The sequence below is a fragment of the Nocardia sp. CA-107356 genome, from assembly GCF_050946365.1.
GTDB lineage: Bacteria > Actinomycetota > Actinomycetes > Mycobacteriales > Mycobacteriaceae > Nocardia.
Genome location: NZ_CP191992.1, coordinates 9,569,061 through 9,592,622 on the forward strand (window position 1 = coordinate 9,569,061; position 23,562 = coordinate 9,592,622).

Below are 23,562 nucleotides of genomic sequence, written 5' to 3' on the forward strand. Positions count from 1 at the left end.
GAAGGATCCCTCTCAGGCTAGGACCGTCGGCATCGGGGTGCGGTCGGCACGGCGGTGCACTCAGGTAGACGCTAGTCGTTGCTCGCACGGCCCGAGAACGAGGGTGCCCACCGGCCGACCTCACAAACGCGTTCCCGTCACGTGAGGTTTGTCGCGCTGTCCGACACCGGCACCGAGGGCGACCTGGCGATCCGATAACGCACGAATGCCGGGAAAGCCAGTGCCGCCAGCACCACTCCGATAACCACCAGCACACCGCCGCCGGCCGCGGCGACCGCGGTACCCAGGCTGGCCGCGGCAAAACCGTGGGCAACATCACCGATGCGCGGGCCGCCAGCGACGATCACGATGAACACGCCCTGCAACCGCCCGCGCATCTCGTCGGTGGTGACAGTCTGCAGCATGGCGACGCGCAGTGCGGCCGAGACCATATCGACCGCACCGCCGAAGGCCGAACAGGCCAGCGCGATCCACAGTCCCGCACCGATACCGAGGCCATGGCCGGTCAGTCCGACGGCGAGACCGAAGCCGATCATGGCCAGACCCCAGAGTGCGATGCAGACCACCACCGCCAGACCCTGGCGGCGCACATGCGAGATCCAGCCGGAGAACACCCCACCCAACACCGCGCCGATCGACATGGATGCGAACAGCAGCCCGAGTGCGACACCGCCGGTGGTCGGGTCACCGAAGGTTTCGTGTGCGATCTGTGGGAACAGCGCCCGCGGCATGCCGAAGACCATGGCGATCACATCGACGACGAACGAGGCGAGCAGGATGCGCTGCGTCGCCAGATAGGTGAAACCGTCCAGGACCGTGCGGAATCCGGCCTTGCGCGCGGTTCCGGCCGGTGCGATGGCCGGCAGCTTCCACACCGCCCAGACGGTGGCGAGCAGCGCGATGGCGTCGATCAGATACAGGGTGGACAGGCCGACGACCGGGATCAGCACACCCGCGAGCACCGGCCCGGCGATGGCGCCGATCTGCTGCACGGTCATGCTGAGCGCGCTGGCGGCGGCCAGGTGTTCGGTGGGGAGCAGCCGCGGGATGGCGGCGCTGCGGGTCGGCTGATTCACCGCGAACAGCGCCTGCTGCATCGCGAAGAGCCCGAGCACGATCCACACGTTGTCGAGTCCGGCCGCGGCCTGCGCCCAGAAGGCGAGCGCGGTCGCGCCGGTACCGCAGTTGGTGATGAGCATCAGCTTGCGCCGGTCCATCACATCGGCGAGCGCACCGCCCCACAGACCGAATACGATCAGCGGTATCAGGCCGAACAGACCGGCCAGACCGACGTAACCCGAGCTGCCGGTGATCTGGAAGATCTGCTGCGGCACCGCCACCACGGCCAGCTGCGAACCGATCACGGTGACGATGTTGCTGGTCCACAACCGTCGGAAATCGGGATAGCGCAGCGGGGTGGTGTCGGCGAGCAGTTTCACCGGCCGGAGCGTAATGAGTCGGTCAGCGGCCCAACAATGTTGGGATCATCACGATTCAGGGTTGTAGTCGGTCCACGGTCATGGCATCTGCGCTGACGCGCACCCGGATCCGGTTGTGCAGCCGACCCCGGCGGCCCTGCCAGAACTCCACCTCATCGGGGCGGATCAGGTAGCCGCCCCAATGCGGTGGCACCGGGATCTCGTCGACATCGGCGAAGCGGGCCGTGGTCTCGGCCAGCGTGCGATCGAGTTCGGCACGCGAGGCGATCGGCCGCGACTGGCGCGAGGCCCAGGCGGCCAACTGCGAATCCCGCGGCCGGGAGCGCCAGTAGACGGCGGTCGTCTCGGCGGAGACCAGCTCGACCGGACCGCGCACGTGGACCTGACGGCCGAGCACGGGCCAGACGAAGGTCGCCGCGGCGAACGGGACACCGGCCAGCTGGTTGCCCTTGGCCGAGTCGTAATTCGTGTAAAAAGTCACACCCTCGGGTGAGAGGCCTTTACACAGCACCGTCCTGGCGACCGGGCGCGGACCGGCATCGGTGAGCGCGACCGTGGCGACAACCATGGCGTTCGGCTCGGCGATCCCGACGGCGGTGGCCTGTTCGATCCAATGTCGCAACAGCGGCTCCCACCCCCCGGCCAGCCAGGTCTCGTCCAGATCGGTGTCCTCGCCACTGCCGAACGGCATGCCGCCGTAGTCGACTCGCATGGCGGCCAGATCGGTCGCCGGGAGCAGGGTCGGATCGGTCACGGTCGTTTCCTGACCGACAGATGAATTGTCCAGGTCACGCATGGGGCAGACGTTACTCCGCGGTAGCAAGGAGCTAAGGTTTTGTTGATCGGCATGTGCTCGGCGAGCCACACCCTCATCGACGAGAACAGGCCTTTTCGAGCGACCAGCAAGCCGTCGCTCGCGACCTTTTCGAGCGACCAGCAAAGCAGTCGCTACGGAATGCGAAACCGAAGTGCAAGGAGAGTCACAACATGACTACCAGCCCCGCGGTGCCCAATGGGCAGACCGCCGTACCCCCCGACTTCGTCAGCGGACTGGAAGGCGTGGTGGCGTTCACCACCGATATCGCCGAACCCGATAAGGACGGCGGCGCGCTGCGCTACCGCGGTGTCGATATCCAGGACCTGGTCGGCTCGCAGGTGACCTTCGGCGACGTGTGGGCCCTGCTGGTGGACGGCGAATTCGGTCGCGGTCTGCCGCCCGCCGAACCGTTCCCGCTGCCGGTGCACACCGGTGACGTGCGCGTCGACGTGCAGGCCGGGCTGGCCATGCTCGCCCCGATCTGGGGGTACCAGCCGCTACTCGATATCGACGACGAGACCGCGCGGGAGAATCTGGCGCGCGCCTCGGTGATGGCGCTGTCCTACGTCGCGCAGTCCGCGCGCGGCATCTACCAGCCCGCAGTGCCGCAGAAGAAGATCGACGAGTGCACCACGGTGACCGAGCGGTTCATGACCCGCTGGAAGGGCGACCCGGATCCGCGGCACACCGAGGCCATCGACGCCTACTGGGTCTCCGCCGCCGAACACGGCATGAATGCCTCCACCTTCACCGCACGCGTGATCGCCTCTACCGGTGCCGATGTCGCCGCGTCGCTGTCCGGTGCGATCGGCGCGATGTCCGGCCCGCTGCACGGCGGCGCACCGGCCCGCGTGCTGCCGATGATCGAGTCCGTCGAAAAGTCCGGTAACGCACGCGCTTTGGTCAAGGGCATCCTGGACCGCAAGGAAAAGCTGATGGGCTTCGGCCACCGGGTGTACCGGGCCGAGGATCCGCGCGCCCGCGTGCTGCGCGCCACCGCTCAGCGCCTCGGCGCTCCACGCTTCGAGGTCGCCGCCGCGCTGGAGCAGGCTGCGCTGGCCGAGCTGCGCGAACGTCGTCCGGACCGCGCCATCGAGACCAATGTCGAATTCTGGGCCGCGGTCATCCTGGACTTCGCCGAGGTTCCCGCGCATATGATGCCCGCGATGTTCACCTGCGGCCGCACCGCCGGTTGGTGTGCCCACATCCTGGAGCAGAAGCAGCTGGGCAAACTGGTCCGCCCGGCCGCCATCTACACCGGCCCCGGCCCGCGCCAGCCGCAGGAAGTCGCCGGCTGGTCCACCATCGCACACGTCTAGGTCGAACAAGCGCAGCCGCGACCCGAACACCGTGCCGGAATCCATTACCCGCCACGGTGTTCAGTCGACCGCGACTATCGCCACCGTCGCAACCTCACAGAGCGAGCCCCACAAGCGACCCGTTCACAGCCCATCTCACGCCCGAGCCCTCAAAGCGCATGCACCGAGGTCTCGACCCGACGACTGGGCCAGCACACACCGGGCGCTAACAATCCGCACCTCACCAACCCCAACGGAGCGAGTCCTACGAGCGACCCGTTCGCGGCCCATCTCACGCCCGAGCCCTCGAAGAGCATGACCGAGGTCTCGACCCGACGACTGGGCCAGCACACACCGGGCGCTAACAATCCGCACCTCACCAACCCCAACGGAGCGAGTCCTACGAGCGACCCGTTCGCGGCCCATCTCACGCCCGAGCCCTCGAAGAGCATGACCGAGGTCTCGACCCGACGACTGGGCCGGTACACGCCGGGCGCTAACGATCCGCACCTCACCAACCCCAACGGAGCGAGTCTTACGAGCGACCCGTTCGCGGCCCGTCTCGCGTCCGAGTCGTCGAAGCGATGCGCCGCAGGCGCGAGTCTCGACGGCTCGGACGCGAGACCAAGGGGGCCGCGAACACGCGGCGCCCGCGCCGCCAAAAACAGAGCCGCCCGCGCGGCCGAAAACACCGGTAGCATCCGGGGGACGCTGTGAGAGAGAGCTAACGGGGAATGCTGGATAGGAACATGTCGCGGCGGCGGCTGATCGGGTTCGGTGCCGCAGCCGCGGCTTTCGTCGCTGGGTGCGGTACGGACAATGACAAGACCACTGTCGCACCACCGAAAACCGCGAACGCCGTTGACGTGCAGGCCATTCCGAAGGCCCCGCAGCAGCAGGCCGCCAATTCGGCCGCCGTGGTGGCCGCCCGGCACGCGGGTGCGCAGCCGCAGCAGTGGGGCATGGCAATGGACGGCATCACAAGCACTTTCGCGGCAACCGGCAAGCAGATGGCGGTGACCTTCGACGCGTGCGGCGGGCCGGGCAATAACGATATCGACGAGGTGTTGCTCAATCTGCTGATCTCCCAGCAGATTCCGGCCACGCTCTTTCTCAATAAACGTTGGATCGACGCGAATCCGGGGCGGGCCGCGCAGTTGGCGGCGAATCCGCTGTTCGAGCTGGCCAATCACGGTGTGGCCCATAAGCCGCTTTCGGTGACCGGCCGGGCCGCCTACGGCATCGCGGGCACTGGATCACCGCAGGAGGCGGCCGACGAGGTCTGGGCCAATCACGAACGGCTCACCACCCTGCTCGGCAAACCGCCGCGGTTCTTCCGCACGGGTACCGCACACTATGACGATGTCGCGGTGTCGATCGTCAACGAGTTGGGTGAGCGGCCCATCGGTTTCAGTATCAACGCCGACTACGGCGCCACCGCGAGCGCGGCGCAGGTCCAGAAGGCGATGAAAGCCGCCGAACCCGGCACGATCTCGCTGGCGCATATGCACCGGCCGAACTCGGGGACGGCCGCCGGGATGACCGCGGCGCTGCCCGCGCTGCGTTCGGCGGGATTCACTTTTGTCCATCTTTGAGCACAAAGATCACGGAATGGACTGGACGCCCCGAGGATCGCGCCAATAACGCGCAGCCCTCGGCGGCGAGCCAGTATGGTACCGATGCTGACTGCTATCCCGACGTCAGCCGACCGCCTGCCGGTCGCTCATGAACAAACCTGCCCGACCAGTTCGGGCGCAACACATTGGTGAGACGGATCGTGGCTGATCACTGGGCATTTCGCCGACCGCGAAGTGACCTGATCGGGCCGATCCGAGCGGAAGGCGGTAGGTAGGGTGGCGCAGGGCATATTGGCGCACACTCGGTGGCGGCACCTCGAGCAATGGCGGGTCCGCTGGAAAGTGGGCGCGGCCGTTGCGCTTCCGCTGGCCGCGGCCATCCTGCTGGGCGGCCTGCGCCTGACGATCTTCTTCAACGACTACTCCGAATACGACGGAGCGGCCGATCGGATCGCCGATATTCCGACGATCACCGCGCTCGAATCCGCCGCCTCCACGGTCGCGGGCGGCCAGGTTTATGGCACCACTACCGACCAGGACCTGGTCGAATTGTCAACGGCTATTACCGAAGCCACCGTGCGCGCCGGACGCAAGGGCATCGATGCGACGGTCGCCAGGGCGCTCAAGCAGATGACCGCGACCAGCGAGGTCATCCGCTCGGGCGGCAAGGGCGGCGGTGATCCGGTGCGGGCCGTCGAATTGAACAACGCGATCGTCGTCGATGCGATCGGCACCGTGGACAAGTTGCTCACGCCGATCCGGGTCGGCTCGGTCGTGGTCGCGAAGGCGCAGCTCTCCGATGTGCTCGTCGGCAAGGTCGAGGGCTTCAACTGGCTGATGGCGGCGGTGCAGGCGATCCAGCAGCCGACGCAGGCCGAGGGTTTCCACACCGCGCAGGGCCGATTCCTGGCCACCACCGATGCGGTCGAGCGGGCGATGCCCGCTGCCAAGGCCGATCTCGATCGGGTGGTGCGCCCCAATAACATCGTGCTCAAGGACATGATCGAGGTGGGAATCCGCACCCACATCGTGGACCTGTTCGAGCTGCGGCGCATGGCCATCGAATCCCGCGATGTCTTCACCGGATTGACCCGCCAGATCGTGCAGGGCGTGATCAGCGACGTCGACGATAAGGTCGCGGCGGCCCGGTCGGCGGCCGTACAGGCCTCACTGGTGGTGCTCGCGACGGTGGTCGCGGCGCTCGGCTTGGCACTGCTGGTCGCACACTCGCTGCTGCGACCGCTGCGCCGGCTACGGGCGGGCGCGGCCGAACTCGCCGAGCAGGACCTGCCGAACGAGGTCGAGCGGATCATGCTCGGCGCCCAGCTCGAGGACATCGCGGTCAAACCGGTGCCGGTGCACACCGGTGAGGAGATCGGCGAAATCGCCCGCACCGTTGATGGTTTGCACGCGCAGGCGCTCAAACTCGCCGCACAGCAGCAACTGCTCCGCGATCAGGTCAACGACATGTTCGAGACGATGGCTCGGCGCAACCAGACGCTGGTGGATCGCCAGCTCAGCATGATCGAGACGCTCGAATTCGAGGAGAAGGATCCCGAACGGCTCGGCCACCTGTTCCGCCTCGACCACCTGGCCGCGCGCATGCGCCGCAACAGCGCCAACCTGCTGGTGCTGGCCGGAACGCGGTCGCGCCACGATCGGTCCGGGCCGGTCGAGGTGCGCGATATCCTGCGCGCCGCGGTCTCCGAGGTGGAGGACTATCAGCGCGTCAAATCCGGTGCGACACCCGATGGTTGGGTCGCGGGCATCGCGGCCACCGACGTGGTGCACCTGATCGCGGAGATGTTGGAGAACGCGCTGCGGGCCTCACCGCCCGATAGCGATGTCACGTTCTCCTACAGCCGAACCTCTGAGGGTGGCCTGCTGGTCGAGGTCATCGACGAGGGCATCGGCATCGTGGCGGCCGAACTGACCGAGATCAACAAGCGATTGGCGACACCGGCCGCTGTCACTGTCGCGACGACCAGGCAGATGGGCATGTTCGTGGTCGGCAAACTCGCCGAGCGGCACGGCATCACGGTTCGACTGCGGCGGACCCACGATCGTGCGCTCAGTCCGGGAATCACCGCGAGCCTGCACATTCCGCCCGCGCTGATCGAGGTGCCGTCACAAGATCCGGATGATCCGGCGACACTGAAGCCGGTGATTCCGGTGCATCGGGACGCCCTCGGCACCAAGGCTTCGGCCGAGGCAGGCGCGGGTATCGCCAAGCCCGCGGCCAAGGCGGATACGCCGGTTGCCAAGGCCGCCCCTGCGGCACGGCGGATCGGTGCGCCGCCCTCGGCCCTGCCCAAACCGACGGAGCCCGCCGACGATGCGCCCGCCGCACCGCCGGTGATCACCAGTTATGGTCTGCCGAAACGGGTTCCGGGCGTCAATCGCAAGGGTCGACGCAAAGCGGGTGGGGCCGCGAAGACGCCGGGCACAACCGCGGCTACTGCACCGCCGTCCGCTGGCGTCGCCGATTCGGGTCCCCCGACCGGGCCGCAGGAGCGTGTGGCCAAGGCGACCTCGTTCTTCCAATCCGAAGATGGGGATTCGGCGGAGTCCGCCGAATCGACTTCGAACGGGTCGGCGCAGCACACTGAGGGGGAAGCGGCGACGCCGATTTTCGCTGGAATGATGTCGGCGTGGTTGGCGGATCCGACTACAGGGGAGCTACCGGTTTTGACGAATTGGCATTCGGCGGCGGATGCAGGCTGGTCCGCGGCAGAGCGGGCGGCGGATCCGCCGATCACGGAAAGGACGAGATCCGGGCTACCGAAACGAGATCCAGGGAATCAGTTGGTGCCGGGTGGGGCCGAATCGGGGTCGGCGGCAACGGAATCCGCGGCGAGCACGCGCCGCAACCCGGAAACGATCCGCACAGGATTGAACCAGTATCAGCGGGGGGTACGTGACGGAAGAGCCACTGGTAAGTTGAAACCCCTTGCAGCCGAGGATGTTCGATGACCGCACCTGAACAAGCACCACCCGAAGCCACGTCCCGCGCGGTCTCGGCGAAAATCGTGATAGCCGGCGAGATGGGGGTCGGTAAAACTACACTGGTCGGAGCGGTTTCGGATATCGTTCCGCTGCGCACCGAAGCGCTGATGACCGATCTGAGCTCCGAAATCGACGACACCACGGCGGTCCCGGATAAGACGACCACCACGGTGGCCATGGACTTCGGCCGGATCACCCTGTCCGACGATCTGGTGCTCTACCTATTCGGCACCCCTGGCCAGCACCGGTTCTGGTTCATGTGGGACGACCTCAGCCTCGGCGCGATCGGCGCGATCCTGCTGGTCGATACCCGCCGGGTGGACGAAAGTTTCGCCGCGGTCGACTATTTCGAGGAACTCGGTCTGCCGTTCCTGGTCGCGGTGAACGAATTCGAAGGCGCCCCCAAATTCCCCGAAGAGGCCATCCGGGACGCGCTCTCGCTCTCCGACGACGTCCCGGTGATGATGATCGACGCCAGAGACCGGGAGTCCGCCAAAACCGCACTCATCGCGCTCACCGGCCACGCCCTGGCCCGGGTGAAGGCGAAGAGCTAACCGTCGAGGGGCGGCTCGGCATGAGCACCGAGCCGCCATTCGACCGGCCTGGACGCGCTAGTCCTCGCCGAGGGAGGCGAGCCAGTCGACGGCAACGGATTCGCCGCGGTCGACAGCGAAGAAGGCGACCTCGAGGTGCTGCCCCAGATCGACGAGACCGATAGCGGCCAGCGGGACCGGCTGGATCAGGCGCACACGCCACGGTTTCGCCTCGTCCCAGGCGTGTAGTTCGAGGTCCAGGCGCAGCACCGGATCGTCGCGACCGGCGTAATCGGCCGCCACCGGCGCGGCGGCCAGCACGATGGCATCGGCGCGACGGCCGTCGGAGAGGATCTTGGAAATGCTCGTCCGGCCGGTTTCCTCGATATCGGGCACATAGAGGACCAGCCGGTCCCGGTCGCCGGGATCGACGCGGCAGCAGATCACATCCCCGGGTTGCATCCACTCCAGGTCTTGCGCGCGCATCCATTGCCGGACCCGGGTTTCGTACGGCAGCGCACCATCCACCTGCACGCGGACCCAGAAAACGTGTCCGGGTTCACCGCGGCAGGCCCGCACGCCGAGGATCGTCGCCGACCCGGCCGCGCCGCGCATGAGCAACTCCCGCCGCTGCCCATCCGATAACGTGCCCGCGCGTAGCGCGAAGTTCCGTGACCCCCGACTGCGCAGTAGCCACCCCGAGTTAGCCGACGCCAGGTTCATGGGCGTCAACGTTAGCCGGAGTGTGGTCAGAGTCACAGCAATACCACCGACTACCCTGTTGGCCATGACCGCTGAGTTCCCGACCATTCCCGACGATCTCAAGCCCGCCGACGGACGGTTCGGCTGTGGCCCCTCCAAGGTGCGCCCGGAGCAGTTGCAGTCTCTGGTTTCCGTCGGCGCCTCGGTATTCGGAACCAGCCACCGGCAGAAGCCGGTCAAGGACGTGGTCGCGCGCGTGCGCAAGGGCCTGCGTGAACTCTTCGCGCTGCCCGACGGCTACGAGGTGGTACTCGGCAACGGTGGCACCACGGCGTTCTGGGATGCCGCCGCCTTCGGTCTGATCCGCGAGCGCTCGCTGCACCTGACCAATGGTGAGTTCAGTTCGAAGTTCGCCGCGGTGGCCAAGGGCAACCCGTTCATCGGCGATCCGATCGTGGTCTCCTCGGAGCCGGGCAGTGCACCCGAGCCGGTCTCGGATCCTTCGGCCGACCTGATCGGCTGGGCGCACAACGAAACCTCCACCGGCGTCTCGATCCCGGTGCAGCGTCCGGCGGGTTCGGAAAACGCGCTGATCGCCATCGACGCCACCTCCGGTGCGGGCGGTCTGCCGGTGAACATCACCGACGCCGACGTCTACTACTTCGCCCCGCAGAAGTGCTTCGCCTCCGACGGCGGTCTGTGGGTCGCGCTGATGAGCCCGGCCGCACTGGCTCGGGTCGAGGAGATCAAGGCCTCGGGTCGCTGGACCCCCGAATTCCTTTCGCTGCCGATCGCGATCGACAACAGCACCAAGGACCAGACCTACAACACCCCCGCACTGGGCACCCTGCTGCTTTTCGCCGACCAGATCGAATGGCTCAACGGCAACGGCGGACTGGACTGGGCGGTCAAGCGGACGCTGGATTCGTCGTCGCGGCTGTACTCCTGGGCCGAGTCGAGTTCCTTCGCCACCCCGTACGTCGCGGATCCGGCGCACCGCTCGCAGGTCGTCGGCACCATCGACTTCGCCGATTCGGTCGATGCGGCCGCGGTGGCGAAGGTCCTGCGCGCCAACGGAATCGTCGACACCGAGCCCTACCGCAAGCTCGGCCGCAACCAACTGCGTGTCGGCATGTTCCCGGCCATCGACCCCGAGGACGTTTCGCAGCTGACGCGTAGCATCGACTGGGTTGTCGAAAAACTGGGGTAATTCGAGCTCGGCTATTGCGACACGCCCACTTTCAACACGCCGCATCTTAGGGTGCGGCGTGTCGAATAGAGCAGACTAGCGGGGCGCGGAGGGTCTTTCGCACATTTCCGCCCCGCGTGTCTCGCCTCGAGATCATCAGTAGTGCACTACTGTTTCGGAAAGTGGGCGGTGTCGCGAGCCGACGCGATAAGGAGGTAACGGTGCGTGAACTTCGAGTGATCGGGGTGACGCCCGACTCCACGCACATCGTGTGTATCGACACCGAGACCGGCAACAAGTACCGGCTTCCCGCCGACGACAAGCTTCGAGCCGCAGCACGCGGAGACCTTGCCCGATTCGGCCAGATTGAGATCGAGATGGAAGCAACTATGCGTCCCCGCGATATTCAAGCTCGTATCCGCGCCGGGGCATCCGTAGAACAGGTCACCGCGGAATCCGGGATGCCGCTGAGCCGGGTCGAACGGTTCGCCTATCCCGTGCTGCTGGAACGGGCCCGCGCCGCCGAACTAGCGCAGAAGGCGCATCCGGTACGCGCCGACGGTCCGGCCGTGGAAATCCTCATCGATATCGTCACCGCCGCCTTCACCGAACGCGGGCACACCCTCGAGAACGCCGAGTGGGATGCCTGGAAGGACGAAAAGGGCTTCTGGGTCGCCCAATTGCAGTGGCAGAACGGCCGTTCGGAGATCGCCGCGCATTGGCGCTATCAGCCCGACGCGCACGGCGGTTCGGTCTCCCCGCTCGATGATCCGGCCTCGGATCTGATCGATCCCGACTTCGGCCGTGCCCTACGCGGTCTCGCGACCATCCTCCCGCCGCAGGCCGAGATCGAGGCGCCCGTCGCGCCCGAACCGCCGGTAGAGACTCGGCCCGTGGAGACCCGTCCGGTCGAGACGCGTCCGGCGCGCGAGACCGCGGCGGCACCGGCGCGCACGACGGCGCGCAGCCAGCCGACGTTGGACGAGTACTACGAGCAGCGTTCCGTCGCCGCGGGTGGTAATGGTGCGTCGGTGAGTGCCGGCGGTGGAGCCGCCGCGATTCCGGCCGCCGCGAGCACGAATGCCATTCCGGCCGCGGGTGGTTCCGCTGCGGCCGCCGCGGGGACGAACACGGCCCCTGCCGCCGGTGGCGCGCCGCCGGCCCCGACAACCGGTGCGGGCACCGCCCCATCCACGCCCGCGACTCCGGCCAAGCCCGCCGCCTCGGCGAAGCCCGCCACCCCGGAAGAAGCGCCGAAGACCAAGGCAGCGCCTGCGAAGACGGCGCGGAACAAGCGAGGCAAGGCGCCGATGCCGTCTTGGGAAGACGTGCTGCTCGGAGTTCGCAGCTCGGGCCACTGAGTTAGGTTCCAGCGAGCCGGGTTTCGGGTCCGGGTCCAGCAGGTGGTCCAAGGCGGACGCATTCGGCGCCCCGTAGGTATCGCTCGAGGTCGGCCGCCGTCCGCCTTCCGTATCCGATCAGGATCAGTCGCCACCTGCCTCAGCTGCCGATCAAGATCAGGTGGCACTGGTGGCGGCATCCGTTGAGAAGACCCCACCGCCGGTTCCACCCGATCTTGATCGGCAGGCTGCCAGCTAATTGTTTGCTGCGAATTTCTGGGGCCCGCTGGCGTGTTCGGAGGCGGAAGGTCCATCGCCGACGCGGCAGAGCGGGTAGATTTTTCGGTGTGTCGTCGACTCGGTTTGTCGACGTCGGGCGGTTCACGGTAGTGGGAAGTCGGTCGAGGACGCCGTGGGTTGCTCAAAGTTCGCGGAGCTGTTTGGTGCAACCATCGGGAGGTGCCGGAAATGCTGTCCAAGGCTTCGTCTCTCTGGTACGTCGACGCACAGGATCCGTTGGCGGTACTCCGCGCGAACCACGATCCGGATCCGGATGCCGCACTCGCACTGGCGAAACAGCTGCACGGGGACCGGGACGTGCTGCCCATCATGGTCGGCACGCTGGGCGGTTGCGCGGGGCCGGATGCCGACGAGGTGTACATCGGTTGCTATCCCGGGGTCACCGTGGTCTGCTCGACGCAGGCGGCGCGGGCGCATCCTACGGCGCTACCGGAGTTGCTGGTCCGCCCGCTGGCCTCGGAGCACACCTATCTGGTCGCGTTCGACGCCAATCACGGCTGGGGCGCGTTCGCGCATTGGGAACGTGGTGAATTCCGGCGCTCGTTCAGTTCGACACGGGTGAACATCCTGGAAGACGAGGGCCTGCCGCTGGTGTGGGAGCGTTCGTATTGGGCGGGTGATCATCCAGTGCGATGGCGGGCCGGAGAACTGCCCGACCCCCAGACCCTGCCCTTCGAACCACCCGATTTCGCCGACGCCGCCAATAACGAATGGCTCGGCTTCCACTATCGCGCCCCCGCCCCGGACGGCGCGCTGATCCCTCGCGATATCGCGGTCTGCGGATTCACCCTCTATCCGAAGGGCCACGCCCCCGACCCCGCCGACCTGATGCCGATGGATGAGCTGAAGAACGGTCATATGAAACCCCGACGCGGCCTGCTCAACTGGTTGCGCGGCAAAGACCGCGTCTCCTGAGGTCTAGCCCGACAGTCCGTCGATGATCAGGACCAGCCAGCCGAGCAACACTCCGGCCGTGCCGCCGCCGATGACCCAGCGGGTTACCGGCGCCAGGCGCCAGCGCCAGGCGGTGGGCGCGGCGCCACCGACGGCGACCAGGTTGACCAGGACCGCGAGCAACGGATGTACCTGTGCCAGTGCCGAGCCGAAGGCGTAGACCGCGACGGCCGTCAACAATGCCACCATGGTTGCGACGGTGAGCCCGGCGGCCCACGGAGTCGGATCGCGATAGGGCTGATAGGGGCGGTACGCCCCGTTCGGGAAATAGCTCACGACCTCCCCCTCATGACGTCCTCACTCGTTCATAGAACGCCATCGCGGCCGCGGTCGCCACATTGAGCGAATCGGTGCCCGGTGACATCGGGATGCGCGCCCGAATATCGGTGGCTCGCATGGCTTCCTCGGTCAAACCGGGGCCCTCCGCCCCCAGCAGCAACGCCACCCGGTCCCCCGTCATCGCCGTCGCCAGGTTCACGGCCGCGGGGTCCGGGGTCAGCGCGATGATCTGGAAACCCTTGTTCCGCAACATATCCAACCCACCCGGCCACTGTGGCAGTTGCGCGAACGGCACCCGCAGCACATGTCCCATCGACACCCGCACCGCCCGCCGGTACAACGGATCGGCGCACCGATCACCGAACAGGATCGCCTCGACGCCGAGTCCCGCCGCATTGCGGAACATCGAGCCGAGGTTCTCGTGATCGTTCACCCCCTCCAGCACCGCCACCGTCCTGGCCTGCTCGACGACTTCGTCCACACTCAACTCCGCGGGCCTGCGCGCCACCGCGAGCACCCCACGATTGAGATGGAACCCGACCACCGCCGCCATCACCTCGGCGGACGTCCGGTAGTACGGCACGTCGATACCCAACAGATCTGCCGCGAGTTCGGTGCGCCGCTTCTCCACCCCGAACAGCGCATCCGGCCGAAACCGAGAATCCAGCATCCGCTGGACGACCACCACCCCTTCCGCGATCACCAGCCCCTTGCGCCCCGGCAGATCCGGCCGCCGATCAGCCGACTTGAGGTCGCGAAAGTCAGCAACCCGCGGGTCAGCGGGATCATCGATATCGATCACTTCGGCCACCACATCATCCTGCCGCGCCGACCGCTGCCCGCCACAACCGGATCCATCCTCAATGGACACCCGTCGCCGAGATCTCCGACACCAAAACGGCCTGCAGGGTCGACATTTCCGGCTGCGGCCGCGTGGTCGGCAGCATGAACCGGAAGCGAGCACCGGGTCGGCAGACGGACTGTGCGGACAAAGCCCTCCAGCAACCGGTAGCCGGGGTCCTCGAGGACCTGGCCGAAGTCACGTTCGACCGGTGTGCCGCTCGCCGGACGTTCTGAATCGCGTCGCAGCGGGCCTCGTCCGTTCGCGGGAAGAGTCACGCCGACTCCTTGGCACCGGATTTCCGGCCGATGCTCCCGACCCGATAGCTGTCGGCGGGCAGTGTGATCCTCCAGGTCGAATTGGGCGAATCGGACAGTGATCCATCTGATTCGCTCGAAATACGCTGCCGTGCAAGACATCTAGCCAAACGTCGTTGGACCTTCGGCGCGACTCCTTACGCCACTGGACCCACATGCCTGCTCTCGACGCCGCCTGACATACGCCGTGTCTCGATGTCGCCGGCGGGCGCCCTACACCACGCTGGTGTCATCCGTCGAGGAAGTGCAGCAGTTCCGCAGTGACGAACTGGGGATTCTCCTCGACGAGCCAGTGTCCGGCATTCGGTACGTCGACCGCGCGCACGATGTCGGTGATGCGCGGCGCCACGGTCGCCCGGATCGCGTCGAGCTGGCCCTGGGCGGTCATGAGCAGGGTCGGCACCTGTACCGGTGCTGCCGCGACGGTATCGCGGACGTCCTGGTCGAGGGCGCGGTAGAGCTCGAAGCCGCCTGACAACGCCTGGGGCCGGCGGTAGGTCCGTGCGTACTCGTCGATCTCGGCGGCGGTGAACGGGGATCGATCCGAGGTGCCGCCGAACGCGGTACCGCCGAACGATACCTGGGGATAGAACTGTGCCAGGTACTCGCGGACGTGGTCGCCGACCAGCATCTCGGGGACCCGTCGCTGGGAATGGAAGGCGATATGCCAGCTCAGTGCGCGGTAGGTGGACGCGTCGATCGCCGGCCCGGGTAGCGGCAGGTCGAGGTAACCGAGACGCGCGGTGTCGGCGGGGAAGCGCGCGGCGTACTCGAACGCCACCGCGGCGCCGAGATCGTGCCCGACGACACCGGCGTCACGCACCCCGAGCCGATCGGCGATCAGGGTGTGCACGTACCGCGCCAGCGTGGCCTTGTCGTAACCGGTCGGAGAGCCGGTGCTGTCGCCGAGCCCGGGGAGATCGACGGCGTAGACGGTGTGATGCGCGGCGAGTGCCGGCATGATCGGCAACCAGCCGAACCAGGTCTGCGGCCAGCCGTGCAGCAGCACTACCGGCGAGCCGCTGCCGCCGGTCACATAGTGCATCCGCACGCCGTCGACATCGGCGAACTCGTGCCGGAAGGTGCCCTGGAACCGGGGGTCGTCCCGGGTGGCCGCAGCATACGGGGGAACGTGATCCGTGGTCGGTGTGGAGCAGGCCGCGGTGCCGATCATGAGCAGGAAGGCGAGCGTGGCGGCCGCCACCGCCCGGGCGTATCGCAGGGCGCGTCGCGGCGGCCGTGGTGCGGGGATCATGATGTCCTGTTCTGGGAGATGGTGAAGTCAGCGGCCGGTCGCGCCGTCGATCAGCTCGCGGAGGATGTCCGCGTGACCGGCGTGGCGGCCGGTCTCTTCGATGAGGTGGGTGAGTGCCCAGCGCAAGCTGGGGGCGGAACCTCCCGGCCGCGGCACCGGTGCGCCGAGGTCGGTGCACCCGTCGAGAACTTCGTTCGCGCGCTCGACCGTCTGCCGATAGCGGGCGACGACGTTGGCCACGCTGTCGGCCGGTGCGGCCTGGAACGTCGTCTGCCAGTCGGTGACCTTGTCCCCCAGAAATATGGCGCGCTCGACGAATGTGAGGTGAGTCAGCAGGCCGAGCAGGTTCGTACCCGACGGCACCGCGGCCGTTCGGACCTGTGGTTCGGGAGCACCATCAACCTTCGCGGCGATCGAGGCCCGCAGGTAGTCGAGAAAGCCGCGTAGGACCTCGGTCTCGCTGCTTCCGGTCCGGGGCGGCGGGGTATCGCGGCGGCGGGGGCGGCGGGTGGCGGTGGGCATCGTGATCTCCTTCGTCGCCGGGTCAAGCCGCGCGGCGGATGAGCAGGACATGGTCGGTGACCTCGGCGGTGCGCCCGCCCGGTCCGGTGGCGATCCGGCGGGGTGCGTCGGCACGCTCGACCATCCAGGTCGCCGGGTCCAGCTCGAGATCGGCGGCGAGCTCCCGTGGGGTCGGGTACCGGAGGTGGGGATCCTGATTCCACGACCACGGCGCGGTCGAGCCGTGGTCGACGACCAGCAGCCGCCCACCCGGGCGCAGGGCATGCGCGGCCACGCACAGGACAGTTGCCCGATCCAGGTCGAAGGGGGTGTGCAGGTAGTGGGCGCAGATCAGGTCGAACGCGCCCTGCGGGAACGACTCGCGCAGATCATGCCGCTCGGCGGTGACCCGGTCGCCCAGGCCGTGTGAACGGGCAAGGGCCACAAGCCGATCGACCGCCACGGCCGAGATGTCGACGGCGGTGACACACCACCCCCGGCGGGCGAGCCACAGCGCGTCGCCACCGTCGCCGCAGCCGAGGTCCATCGCGTCGCCGGGTGGCAGGTACCGGACCGTCTCGGCGAGGCGGTCGTTCCGCGGCGGGTCGGTGGCTGCCGGCCGGGTCGCGTATACGCCGTTCCAGAACGCGACCGCATCGGTGGTGCTCATCGAGGCTCCTTCTGTCGTGATGCGGCCAGTGTTGCTGGACCCACCACGATTTGGCACGAAATCTTGCGGTTCTGGCAAGATGGTCTCGTGGATCGCGGAACCGAAGATGTGCTCGACGCGGTAGGGCCGCGGCTGCGTGCGCTGCGGCGCGACCGCGGCATCACCCTCGCCGATCTCGCGGCCACGACCGGGGTCTCGGAGAGCACCCTGTCCCGGCTGGAGAGTGGGCAGCGCCGGGCGACCCTGGAGTTACTGCTGCCGCTGGCTCGCACCTACGACGTTCCATTGGACGACCTCGTCGGTGCTCCGCGCACGGGCGATCCCCGGATACACCTGAAGCCGATCCGGCGGTTCGGGATGATCTTCGTCCCGCTGTCCCGGCGGCCAGGCGGGACGCAGGCGTTCAAGATGATCATCCCCGCCCGGCCGGAACCGCTCGAACCGACGCCGCAGACGCACGACGGTTTCGAATGGCTGTACGTGCTGAACGGCCGCCTACGGCTCGTGCTCGGCGAGCGCGACCTGACACTGCCGCCCGGTGAGGCCGCCGAGTTCGACACGTCCCTGCCGCACTGGCTGGGCAGCGCCGACGGCGGCGCGGTCGAGCTGCTCATCCTGTTCGGTACGCAGGGGACGCGTGCGCACGTACGCGCCGACCCGCATCGGTCGTGATTTCGCGAGACCGATCACCACTGCATCACTACTTCGGTCCCCGCGGTTCGCGCAGCAACCGGACCACCGCCAGCGCCAACCCACCCCCTCGGCGTTCATCGTGGATGAAATCTGTTCGCCCGCGCGGCGAACTGGCCGACCAGGGTGACCGAAATTCAATTCGTCGCCCCACGCCGAAGGATGGGTCGACAGGGCTGTGGCACTGTGTGACAGCGCTGTTCGAGCGAGACCGGAGCACCGCCGAACGAGACGGCTATCCAACTGTCGCAATCTGATGCACTCGCTGGGATCACGCCCGGTATGCACGCAGGTCGACGTCGTCGACCGGCTGTACGGGCCGGGCACCGGCCGATCCGAGCGGGCGCGGATCCGGTGCGAGCCCAGTAATTCGAATGCGGGTCGGTGGGCGGCGTGCGATGGTCGAGGGATGACGCTGATACCCGGCATCACCATTCGGTCGGCCACCCAGGACGATGTGGCGGCCATCCAGTTGCTCGGCGATACGTCGTTCGGCACACGTACCGAAGAGGCGTATGCGGACCTGCGGGCGCAGGTCTTTCCGATGGAGGAGGCGATCGTCGCCATCGACGACAGGCGCGTCATCGGACATGCCAGGTCCACCCGGATGACGCTGACGGTGCCCGGCGAGCGCACGGTCGAGGTCTGCGGCATTGCCGGGGTCGGCGTCGCGCCGACCCACCGGCGGCGCGGGATTCTGCGGGCCATCTATACCGAGCAGCATCGGCGCACCGAGGCGGCCGGGCTCGCGCTGACCATTTTCACCGCGAGTCAGGGCGCCATCTACGGCCGATTCGGATATGGGCCGACGATTCGCGAGAACGCGGTCTCGATCGATCGGCGGTTCGTCGAATTCCTACCGTCCGCACCCGACCCGGGCGGCGTGGTGCTCAGCACCATGGCGGATGCGGGCGAGCCGATACGCGCGATCTACGACCGGTGGCGCCGGTTGGTACCCGGCGCACAGCGTCGTCCCGAGGCCCGCTGGCAAATGGACCTCGCCGATTCGCCCGCCTTCCGTAACGGAAGCACCGAACTTTTCGCGTTCCTGCACCCGGACGGGTACGCGCTGTACCGGTACAACCGCCGCGAGCGCAGCATGACCGCGGTGGTCGAGGAGATGCGCGCGGTGACCCCGGATGCGCATATCGCGTTGTGGCGGGCGCTATTCGGTTTGGAGCTGTGCAGCCACGTCGAGGCGGTGCTCACCGATCACGATCCGCTCCCGTATCTGCTCACCGATCTCCGGCTGGTGCGCACGCAGGCACGTTACGACGGATTGTGGTTGCGGCTGATGGACGTTCCCGCCGCGCTGATGGCACGTTCGTACCTGCGCGATCTGAATGTTGTACTCGCGGTACAGGATCCGTTCCGGGATGCGGGCGGCACTGTCGAACTCACGGTGCGCGACGGTATCGCCGAATGCGCACCGACCACCCGGGCGGCCGACTTCGAACTCGGGATCGACGTGCTCGCCAGCATGTACCTGGGTGCGTATCCGGCGCGCGTCTTCGCGGGAGCCAACCGGTTGCAGGCCAAGGATGCCGGTCAGCTGCGCGCACTCGACGAGGCGTTCGGCGCGGAGCGGGACGCGGTACTGGGCTGGTTCTTCTGAGCTGGGCTGATTCTCCGGATCGGGGTTGTCCCTGAGCCCACCGTCGTACTCGGGAGTGATGCCCGGATACGCGGTGGGCTGGCATGCTGGAGTTATGAAGCCGATTCAGCTGGTGCTCAATGTCCTGTGGCTAGTATTCGTCGGGTTCTGGATGGCTCTCGGCTACATCCTGGCGGGCATCATCTGCTGCATCCTGATCATCACGATCCCATGGGGTATCGCGTCGTTCCGGATCGCGGCCTATGTGCTGTGGCCATTCGGGCGGACCACGGTCGAAAAGCCGTCCGCCGGTGTGGGGTCGATGATCGGCAACATCATCTGGTTCCTCGTCGCCGGTTGGTGGTTGGCGCTCGGGCACCTGCTCACCAGCATCCCGCTGTTCATCTCGATCATCGGCATCCCGTTCGGCTGGGCAAACCTCAAGCTCATCCCGGTCTCGCTGTTCCCGCTCGGGCGCGAGATCGTCGACAGCGATCAGCCGTTCGGCGCGCAGTACGCACGCGGCGGGTACGTACCTCGCTAGCGGCCCCGCACTGCCGGGGTCCGGTTCATCGAAGCATCTACTCCGAGTCGGTGACCAGCTGCTTCATGATGCCGACGGCGCGGGTCAGCACGACCAGCTGATCGTCGGTCAGGGTGGACAGCTGTTCGGTCATCCAGGCCTCGCGGGCGCTGGTCTCATCGGCGATCAACGCGCGGCCCGCGTCCGAGAGCGAGACGATGATCTGGCGTCCGTCGGTCGGGTGCGGTTTGCGCTCAACCAGTTCCAGATCGCTGAGCGAGGCGATCACGCGCGTCATCGACGGTGGCTGTACGCGTTCCTTGGCCGCCAGGGCGCCCGGCGTCATCGCACCTTCCCGATGCAGGGTGGCAAGTGCGGAGAGCTGCGTCAGCGAAATCTGCGCGTCAGCGCGCCGTCCCCGCAGATGTCGCGTCAAGCGCACCACCGCGAGCGACAGCTCACCAGCGAGAGCTCGAACATCCGATGGCGTGGTCACAGAGCAGAACGATACGGGACACGCTGGCCGGTGGACGCCTGTTCCCGCGGCTACGCTGTGATTGTGATCGAGCGCAGCGAGGGAACCAAAGACACAGCACCCCGCTGGGTCGCAGCGGAGCCGAGCGCCAGCGAGGCGGAGCTGTGACCCGGAATGTCCCGCAGATACCGCCGCGCTTCACCGATCCTCGGCCGGTCCTCGCGGTCGGCAGCACCCTCTGGCTGATCGCCACCGTCGTGGTGTGGACCAGCGACCGTTGGGAATCGGCGCGCCCGGTGTGTCTGATGGGAGTCGCGGTGGGGTTGCTCGGCTATACGATCTTCGCGATCCAGCGCCGCGGCGCCCGCCGCGGCGACAAGGGCGCGCAGACCGGGCTATAAGTCGCACGTTGGGCGTGTCAGCCCACGTCGAACTCGTCGGTGGTGCCGGTGCAGGGCCGCAGCACGCCGTCAGCGCCCAGACTGTCGGCGAAGTGCCGCATGCGATAGCGGCCCGGCGTGGCGTCGGCGGGGATATCCCAGGTGAAACGGGCCACGGATTCGGCGGTGCCGCGTTTGCTCCAGTAGAAGCGCACCGCCCATTCGCCCTCGTTGGCGACGCGCTCCCAGTCACCGGATGCGGTGCGGCGCTGCACTTCCAAGAAGGTGCCATTGCGGCGGGGGTTGTGTTTCGGGTGGGCTGAGACGAATTCGGCGCCTACCTGAGTGCCGGGCGGGTAGGCGGCGGCGGGTTGGGTCAGGACATCACCGAAGCCACGCCCCGGGGGTGTGGCATCCGGGCCCGGCGCGGGCTGGAAGTTCGGCTGCAGGTTGGATACGTCGCGGGGCGCCGGACCGCGCGGAATCTGTTGGCGAGCAGCGAAAGCCGTTGCCAACCGGGTGAACTCCTGCTGGTAGGCGGGCAATGTGTAGCGGCCGAACAGGGTCGAGCCACCCTCGTACTGCTGGGCGTCGTATTCCTCTGGGGTAGTGACATATTCGTGGTACGCGTTCGCATACCCCTGCAGGAGCACCTGCTCCAGCGCAACGCCGAGTACAGCCGCGACGGTGCGCCGGATGCGCAGTCCGGAAACGATGGTGAATTCCCCACCCCCGCAGGCCAAGTAGAGCTCACCGATCCGAACGATCTGAATGGGCACCACATTCGGCACCCACGGCACCGGCGGCAGCAGCCCGAGCGGGGCCACGATCGCCTTGGGCGCCTGAGCATCGGCGAGCCAGGACGGTGCCGGCTGGCGCGGATCGCCGAGAGCATCGATGAACGGGTTGCGCACGCCCTCCGGGATCGGGATGCCCGGCAGACCGGGACCGTCCTCGGTGCTGCCCGCGATGAGCGAGACGCCCGCGGCGGCGGGTGCGGTGTGGCGCGGCTGACCGTCCGGGGTGAACTTGCCGTCGACGGCGGTATCGGCCAGGTCGATATAACAGAGCATCGAATCGACCGGGCCGTCGATAGACTGTGCGCCCGCCAGTGCGGTTTTCGAGGCCTGATACTGCCGCTCGCCGATGATGCGAGTGTTGTCGAACTCGTCCTCGGTCGGGCCAGAGCCGGGTCGCAGGTTCAGGTTCGGGGACATATCACCCGCATTGGTCTGCGCGAAGGCCGCGATGAAATCGGCTGGGCCGTCCAGATATCGGACGCCGTGCTCGGTGTGCTCATAGGAGAACGAGGCGTAACCCTTGTTATCCGCGCTGATCAACCGGTTCTGGTTGGTCATCGAGGTGTTGTGGGTGGCGAACCAGGTGATGGCGCCGACCTGTTTGCCACCCTTGACGAATGACAACGCGGTGACCGCCGGGTCGATGGCATTCGGGAAGTGTTGTTTATCCGCATCCGGATTGCGTTCGAAGGCGACGCGCGATCGATTGACGCTGGCGTCGTGCAGTTCCGCGCGGCCGAGCGAGAGCGAGCCCGGTCCGAGATCGGCATGTGCGGCGGCGATCGCCTCGACAATGCCGTTCACCTCTGCGTCGTAGACCTGCTGCTGAAATCCGAGGATGGACAGGTTGTATGCGTAATCGTTGCTGGAGCCGCCACAGGTCGCATGTGAATGCGTCGAGGTGAGCAGAACGTTCTGTTCGGTGTAGAGATCACCGAAGCGGCGGGCGAGTTCGAGCATGACGCCGCGGTGTACGGACTGAAATATCATCCCGTTCTCCGCGACCGCGAACACGATCCGGCGCGCACCGCTGTCGATGATGAATGCGCGAGCGCGTGGACGCAGATGAATGCCCGCAGTCTGCTGTTCGAACTGCGAATAGCCCATCATTCCGCATTCGGCGGCGGGACCGGTGATGTCGGAGAGTCCGAGTCCGATGAGATAGCCGTTCGACCCGGGCGCCGCTGCGGCCTGCGGGCCGAGCGCCGCCGTCATACCTGGCACCGTGGCGGCGGCTGTCGCCAGCGCAGCCGAACCCGCCGCGGTTCGGGCCAACACCGTTCTGCGTGACAGCGGCATACGCGTCTCCCTTCGATCCCGTGGTGAAGCGAACCACACAACTGGACGCTCGTCCAGTCGAGATTTTCGGCCCTGCGAATTGACTGTGGCCAAGTTGGAGACTTAACTCCCTGAGGTGTCCTCCCGATTGAGCGTCGAAGAACGACGGGCCCACCTTATCGAGGCAGCCATCGGCCTTGCCGAGAAAAAGGGCGTCGCGGGCGTGACCACGCGCGATGTCGCTCAGGCAGCCGGTGTTTCGCTCGGTGTGGTGCATTACTGTTTCGAAAACAAGGACGCGCTGATGACCGAGCTGGTCAAGGCGTTATCGATGGAATTACGCGATTCTGTCGATGCCAATGAAACAGTTTGGCAAGACGTCGGAAGTGGAAAAGAAGCGCTTCAAAAATTGGTGCGCGCCGGACTCGAACTGATGTGGCTCAACATTGAAGCCACACCGGAACGACAACTACTCACTTACGAAACCACCACATATGCGCTGCGCGAAGGGGAATCGACCCCGGCGAAACTCGCCATCGCGCGCGAACAGTACGCATTCAACGACACCACCGTCGCCGACATCCTCGACCATGCCCGCGACGCCACCGGTTGCCGTTGGTCCGTACCGGTGCAGACACTGAGCCGTTTCACCCTCAACGTGATCGACGGGATCGTACTGCGCTGGCTGGTCGACAACGACAGCGAAAGCGTGCGCGGGCAACTGGATCTGCTCAGCGACATGGTCACCAACTACGCGCTATAGCTCGACAGGAGCGCGCCGGCCGGGGCGGGGTGCCGGCCACT

22 protein-coding genes are annotated in these 23,562 nt (G+C 67.0%); 12 read left to right on the forward strand and 10 right to left on the reverse strand.

The annotated features are described in order from the left end of the window. Positions 1-137: 137 nt before the first annotated feature. Both ACQP1G_RS42975 and pdxH read right to left on the reverse strand, forming a co-directional pair. The gene (locus tag ACQP1G_RS42975) at positions 138-1,439 is read right to left on the reverse strand and encodes an MFS transporter (RefSeq protein ID WP_433195991.1); all 1,302 of its coding nucleotides are present in this window, start codon (positions 1,437-1,439) and stop codon (positions 138-140) included. Positions 1,440-1,494: 55 nt separating this feature from the next. Next, entirely contained in the window at positions 1,495-2,151 is a 657-nt protein-coding gene (gene pdxH / locus ACQP1G_RS42980; RefSeq protein WP_433209314.1) for a pyridoxamine 5'-phosphate oxidase, read from the reverse strand. Between the two features lie 275 nt (positions 2,152-2,426). On the opposite strand from pdxH, the gene ACQP1G_RS42985 reads away from it, so the two are divergent. The 4 genes from ACQP1G_RS42985 (at position 2,427) to ACQP1G_RS43000 (ending at position 8,691) form a co-directional block, all read left to right on the forward strand. Next, positions 2,427-3,575 carry a citrate synthase 2 gene (locus ACQP1G_RS42985; RefSeq protein ID WP_433195993.1) on the forward strand — a complete coding sequence of 383 codons (1,149 nt, stop codon included), beginning with the start codon at positions 2,427-2,429 and terminating at the stop codon, positions 3,573-3,575. Between the two features lie 728 nt (positions 3,576-4,303). Further along, a complete protein-coding gene (locus ACQP1G_RS42990) occupies positions 4,304-5,149 on the forward strand; it encodes a polysaccharide deacetylase family protein (protein WP_433195995.1) in 846 nt (281 codons plus the stop codon). 258 nt (positions 5,150-5,407) lie between these two features. After that, on the forward strand, positions 5,408-8,104 hold the full coding sequence (locus tag ACQP1G_RS42995; protein WP_433195997.1) for an ATP-binding protein: 2,697 nt from the start codon (positions 5,408-5,410) through the stop codon (positions 8,102-8,104). After that, positions 8,101-8,691 carry a GTP-binding protein gene (locus ACQP1G_RS43000; protein WP_433195999.1) on the forward strand — a complete coding sequence of 197 codons (591 nt, stop codon included), beginning with the start codon at positions 8,101-8,103 and terminating at the stop codon, positions 8,689-8,691. The genes ACQP1G_RS42995 and ACQP1G_RS43000 overlap by 4 nt, the downstream gene beginning before the upstream one ends. Positions 8,692-8,748: 57 nt before the next feature. On the opposite strand, the gene ACQP1G_RS43005 is transcribed toward ACQP1G_RS43000, so the two are convergent. Beyond that, positions 8,749-9,393, reverse strand: coding sequence for a hypothetical protein (locus tag ACQP1G_RS43005; protein WP_433196001.1), 645 nt, complete (start codon positions 9,391-9,393; stop codon positions 8,749-8,751). Positions 9,394-9,457: 64 nt separating this feature from the next. Between ACQP1G_RS43005 and serC the strand changes: the two genes are divergently transcribed. The 3 genes from serC to ACQP1G_RS43020 all read left to right on the forward strand — a co-directional run bounded on the left by serC (position 9,458) and on the right by ACQP1G_RS43020 (position 13,116). Next, entirely contained in the window at positions 9,458-10,582 is a 1,125-nt protein-coding gene (gene serC / locus ACQP1G_RS43010) for a phosphoserine transaminase (protein WP_433196003.1), read from the forward strand. Between the two features lie 200 nt (positions 10,583-10,782). Next, entirely contained in the window at positions 10,783-11,922 is a 1,140-nt protein-coding gene (gene sepH / locus ACQP1G_RS43015) for a septation protein SepH (RefSeq protein WP_433196005.1), read from the forward strand. A 447-nt stretch (positions 11,923-12,369) separates the two neighbouring features. Beyond that, complete coding sequence (locus ACQP1G_RS43020; RefSeq protein ID WP_433196007.1) at positions 12,370-13,116, forward strand: DUF6928 family protein; 747 nt, start codon at positions 12,370-12,372, stop codon at positions 13,114-13,116. A 3-nt stretch (positions 13,117-13,119) separates the two neighbouring features. Here the strand turns inward: ACQP1G_RS43020 and ACQP1G_RS43025 are convergent, their stop codons facing one another. The 5 genes from ACQP1G_RS43025 to ACQP1G_RS43045 form a co-directional block, all read right to left on the reverse strand. Then, positions 13,120-13,431, reverse strand: a complete 312-nt coding sequence (locus tag ACQP1G_RS43025; protein ID WP_433196009.1) for a DUF2537 domain-containing protein — start codon at positions 13,429-13,431, stop codon at positions 13,120-13,122. A gap of 10 nt (positions 13,432-13,441) precedes the next feature. Next, positions 13,442-14,245 carry a TrmH family RNA methyltransferase gene (locus ACQP1G_RS43030; RefSeq protein WP_433196011.1) on the reverse strand — a complete coding sequence of 268 codons (804 nt, stop codon included), beginning with the start codon at positions 14,243-14,245 and terminating at the stop codon, positions 13,442-13,444. A gap of 576 nt (positions 14,246-14,821) precedes the next feature. Beyond that, positions 14,822-15,847, reverse strand: coding sequence for an alpha/beta fold hydrolase (locus tag ACQP1G_RS43035; protein WP_433196013.1), 1,026 nt, complete (start codon positions 15,845-15,847; stop codon positions 14,822-14,824). Positions 15,848-15,874: 27 nt separating this feature from the next. Further along, a complete protein-coding gene (locus tag ACQP1G_RS43040; RefSeq protein WP_433196015.1) occupies positions 15,875-16,369 on the reverse strand; it encodes a DinB family protein in 495 nt (164 codons plus the stop codon). A 22-nt stretch (positions 16,370-16,391) separates the two neighbouring features. After that, positions 16,392-17,018, reverse strand: coding sequence for an SAM-dependent methyltransferase (locus ACQP1G_RS43045; RefSeq protein WP_433196017.1), 627 nt, complete (start codon positions 17,016-17,018; stop codon positions 16,392-16,394). A gap of 87 nt (positions 17,019-17,105) precedes the next feature. On the opposite strand from ACQP1G_RS43045, the gene ACQP1G_RS43050 reads away from it, so the two are divergent. From ACQP1G_RS43050 to ACQP1G_RS43060, 3 genes are all read left to right on the forward strand, one after another. After that, positions 17,106-17,690, forward strand: coding sequence for a helix-turn-helix domain-containing protein (locus tag ACQP1G_RS43050; RefSeq protein ID WP_433196019.1), 585 nt, complete (start codon positions 17,106-17,108; stop codon positions 17,688-17,690). Positions 17,691-18,117: 427 nt separating this feature from the next. Then, positions 18,118-19,323 (forward strand): GNAT family N-acetyltransferase, encoded by a 1,206-nt coding sequence (locus ACQP1G_RS43055; RefSeq protein ID WP_433196021.1) that lies wholly within the window; start codon positions 18,118-18,120, stop codon positions 19,321-19,323. Positions 19,324-19,417: 94 nt separating this feature from the next. Beyond that, on the forward strand, positions 19,418-19,846 hold the full coding sequence (locus ACQP1G_RS43060) for a YccF domain-containing protein (protein WP_433196023.1): 429 nt from the start codon (positions 19,418-19,420) through the stop codon (positions 19,844-19,846). Positions 19,847-19,883: 37 nt separating this feature from the next. On the opposite strand, the gene ACQP1G_RS43065 is transcribed toward ACQP1G_RS43060, so the two are convergent. Beyond that, positions 19,884-20,321 (reverse strand): MarR family winged helix-turn-helix transcriptional regulator, encoded by a 438-nt coding sequence (locus ACQP1G_RS43065; RefSeq protein WP_433196025.1) that lies wholly within the window; start codon positions 20,319-20,321, stop codon positions 19,884-19,886. Positions 20,322-20,464: 143 nt separating this feature from the next. Here ACQP1G_RS43065 and ACQP1G_RS43070 point away from each other — a divergent pair, with 143 nt between their 5' ends. Then, positions 20,465-20,701: a DUF2530 domain-containing protein gene (locus ACQP1G_RS43070; protein WP_433196027.1), complete on the forward strand. Its 237-nt coding sequence runs from the start codon at positions 20,465-20,467 to the stop codon at positions 20,699-20,701. Between the two features lie 17 nt (positions 20,702-20,718). On the opposite strand, the gene ACQP1G_RS43075 is transcribed toward ACQP1G_RS43070, so the two are convergent. Further along, positions 20,719-22,779 (reverse strand): neutral/alkaline ceramidase, encoded by a 2,061-nt coding sequence (locus ACQP1G_RS43075; RefSeq protein ID WP_433196029.1) that lies wholly within the window; start codon positions 22,777-22,779, stop codon positions 20,719-20,721. Positions 22,780-22,906: 127 nt separating this feature from the next. Here ACQP1G_RS43075 and ACQP1G_RS43080 point away from each other — a divergent pair, with 127 nt between their 5' ends. Beyond that, positions 22,907-23,521 carry a TetR/AcrR family transcriptional regulator gene (locus ACQP1G_RS43080; RefSeq protein WP_433196031.1) on the forward strand — a complete coding sequence of 205 codons (615 nt, stop codon included), beginning with the start codon at positions 22,907-22,909 and terminating at the stop codon, positions 23,519-23,521. Positions 23,522-23,562: the final 41 nt, after the last annotated feature.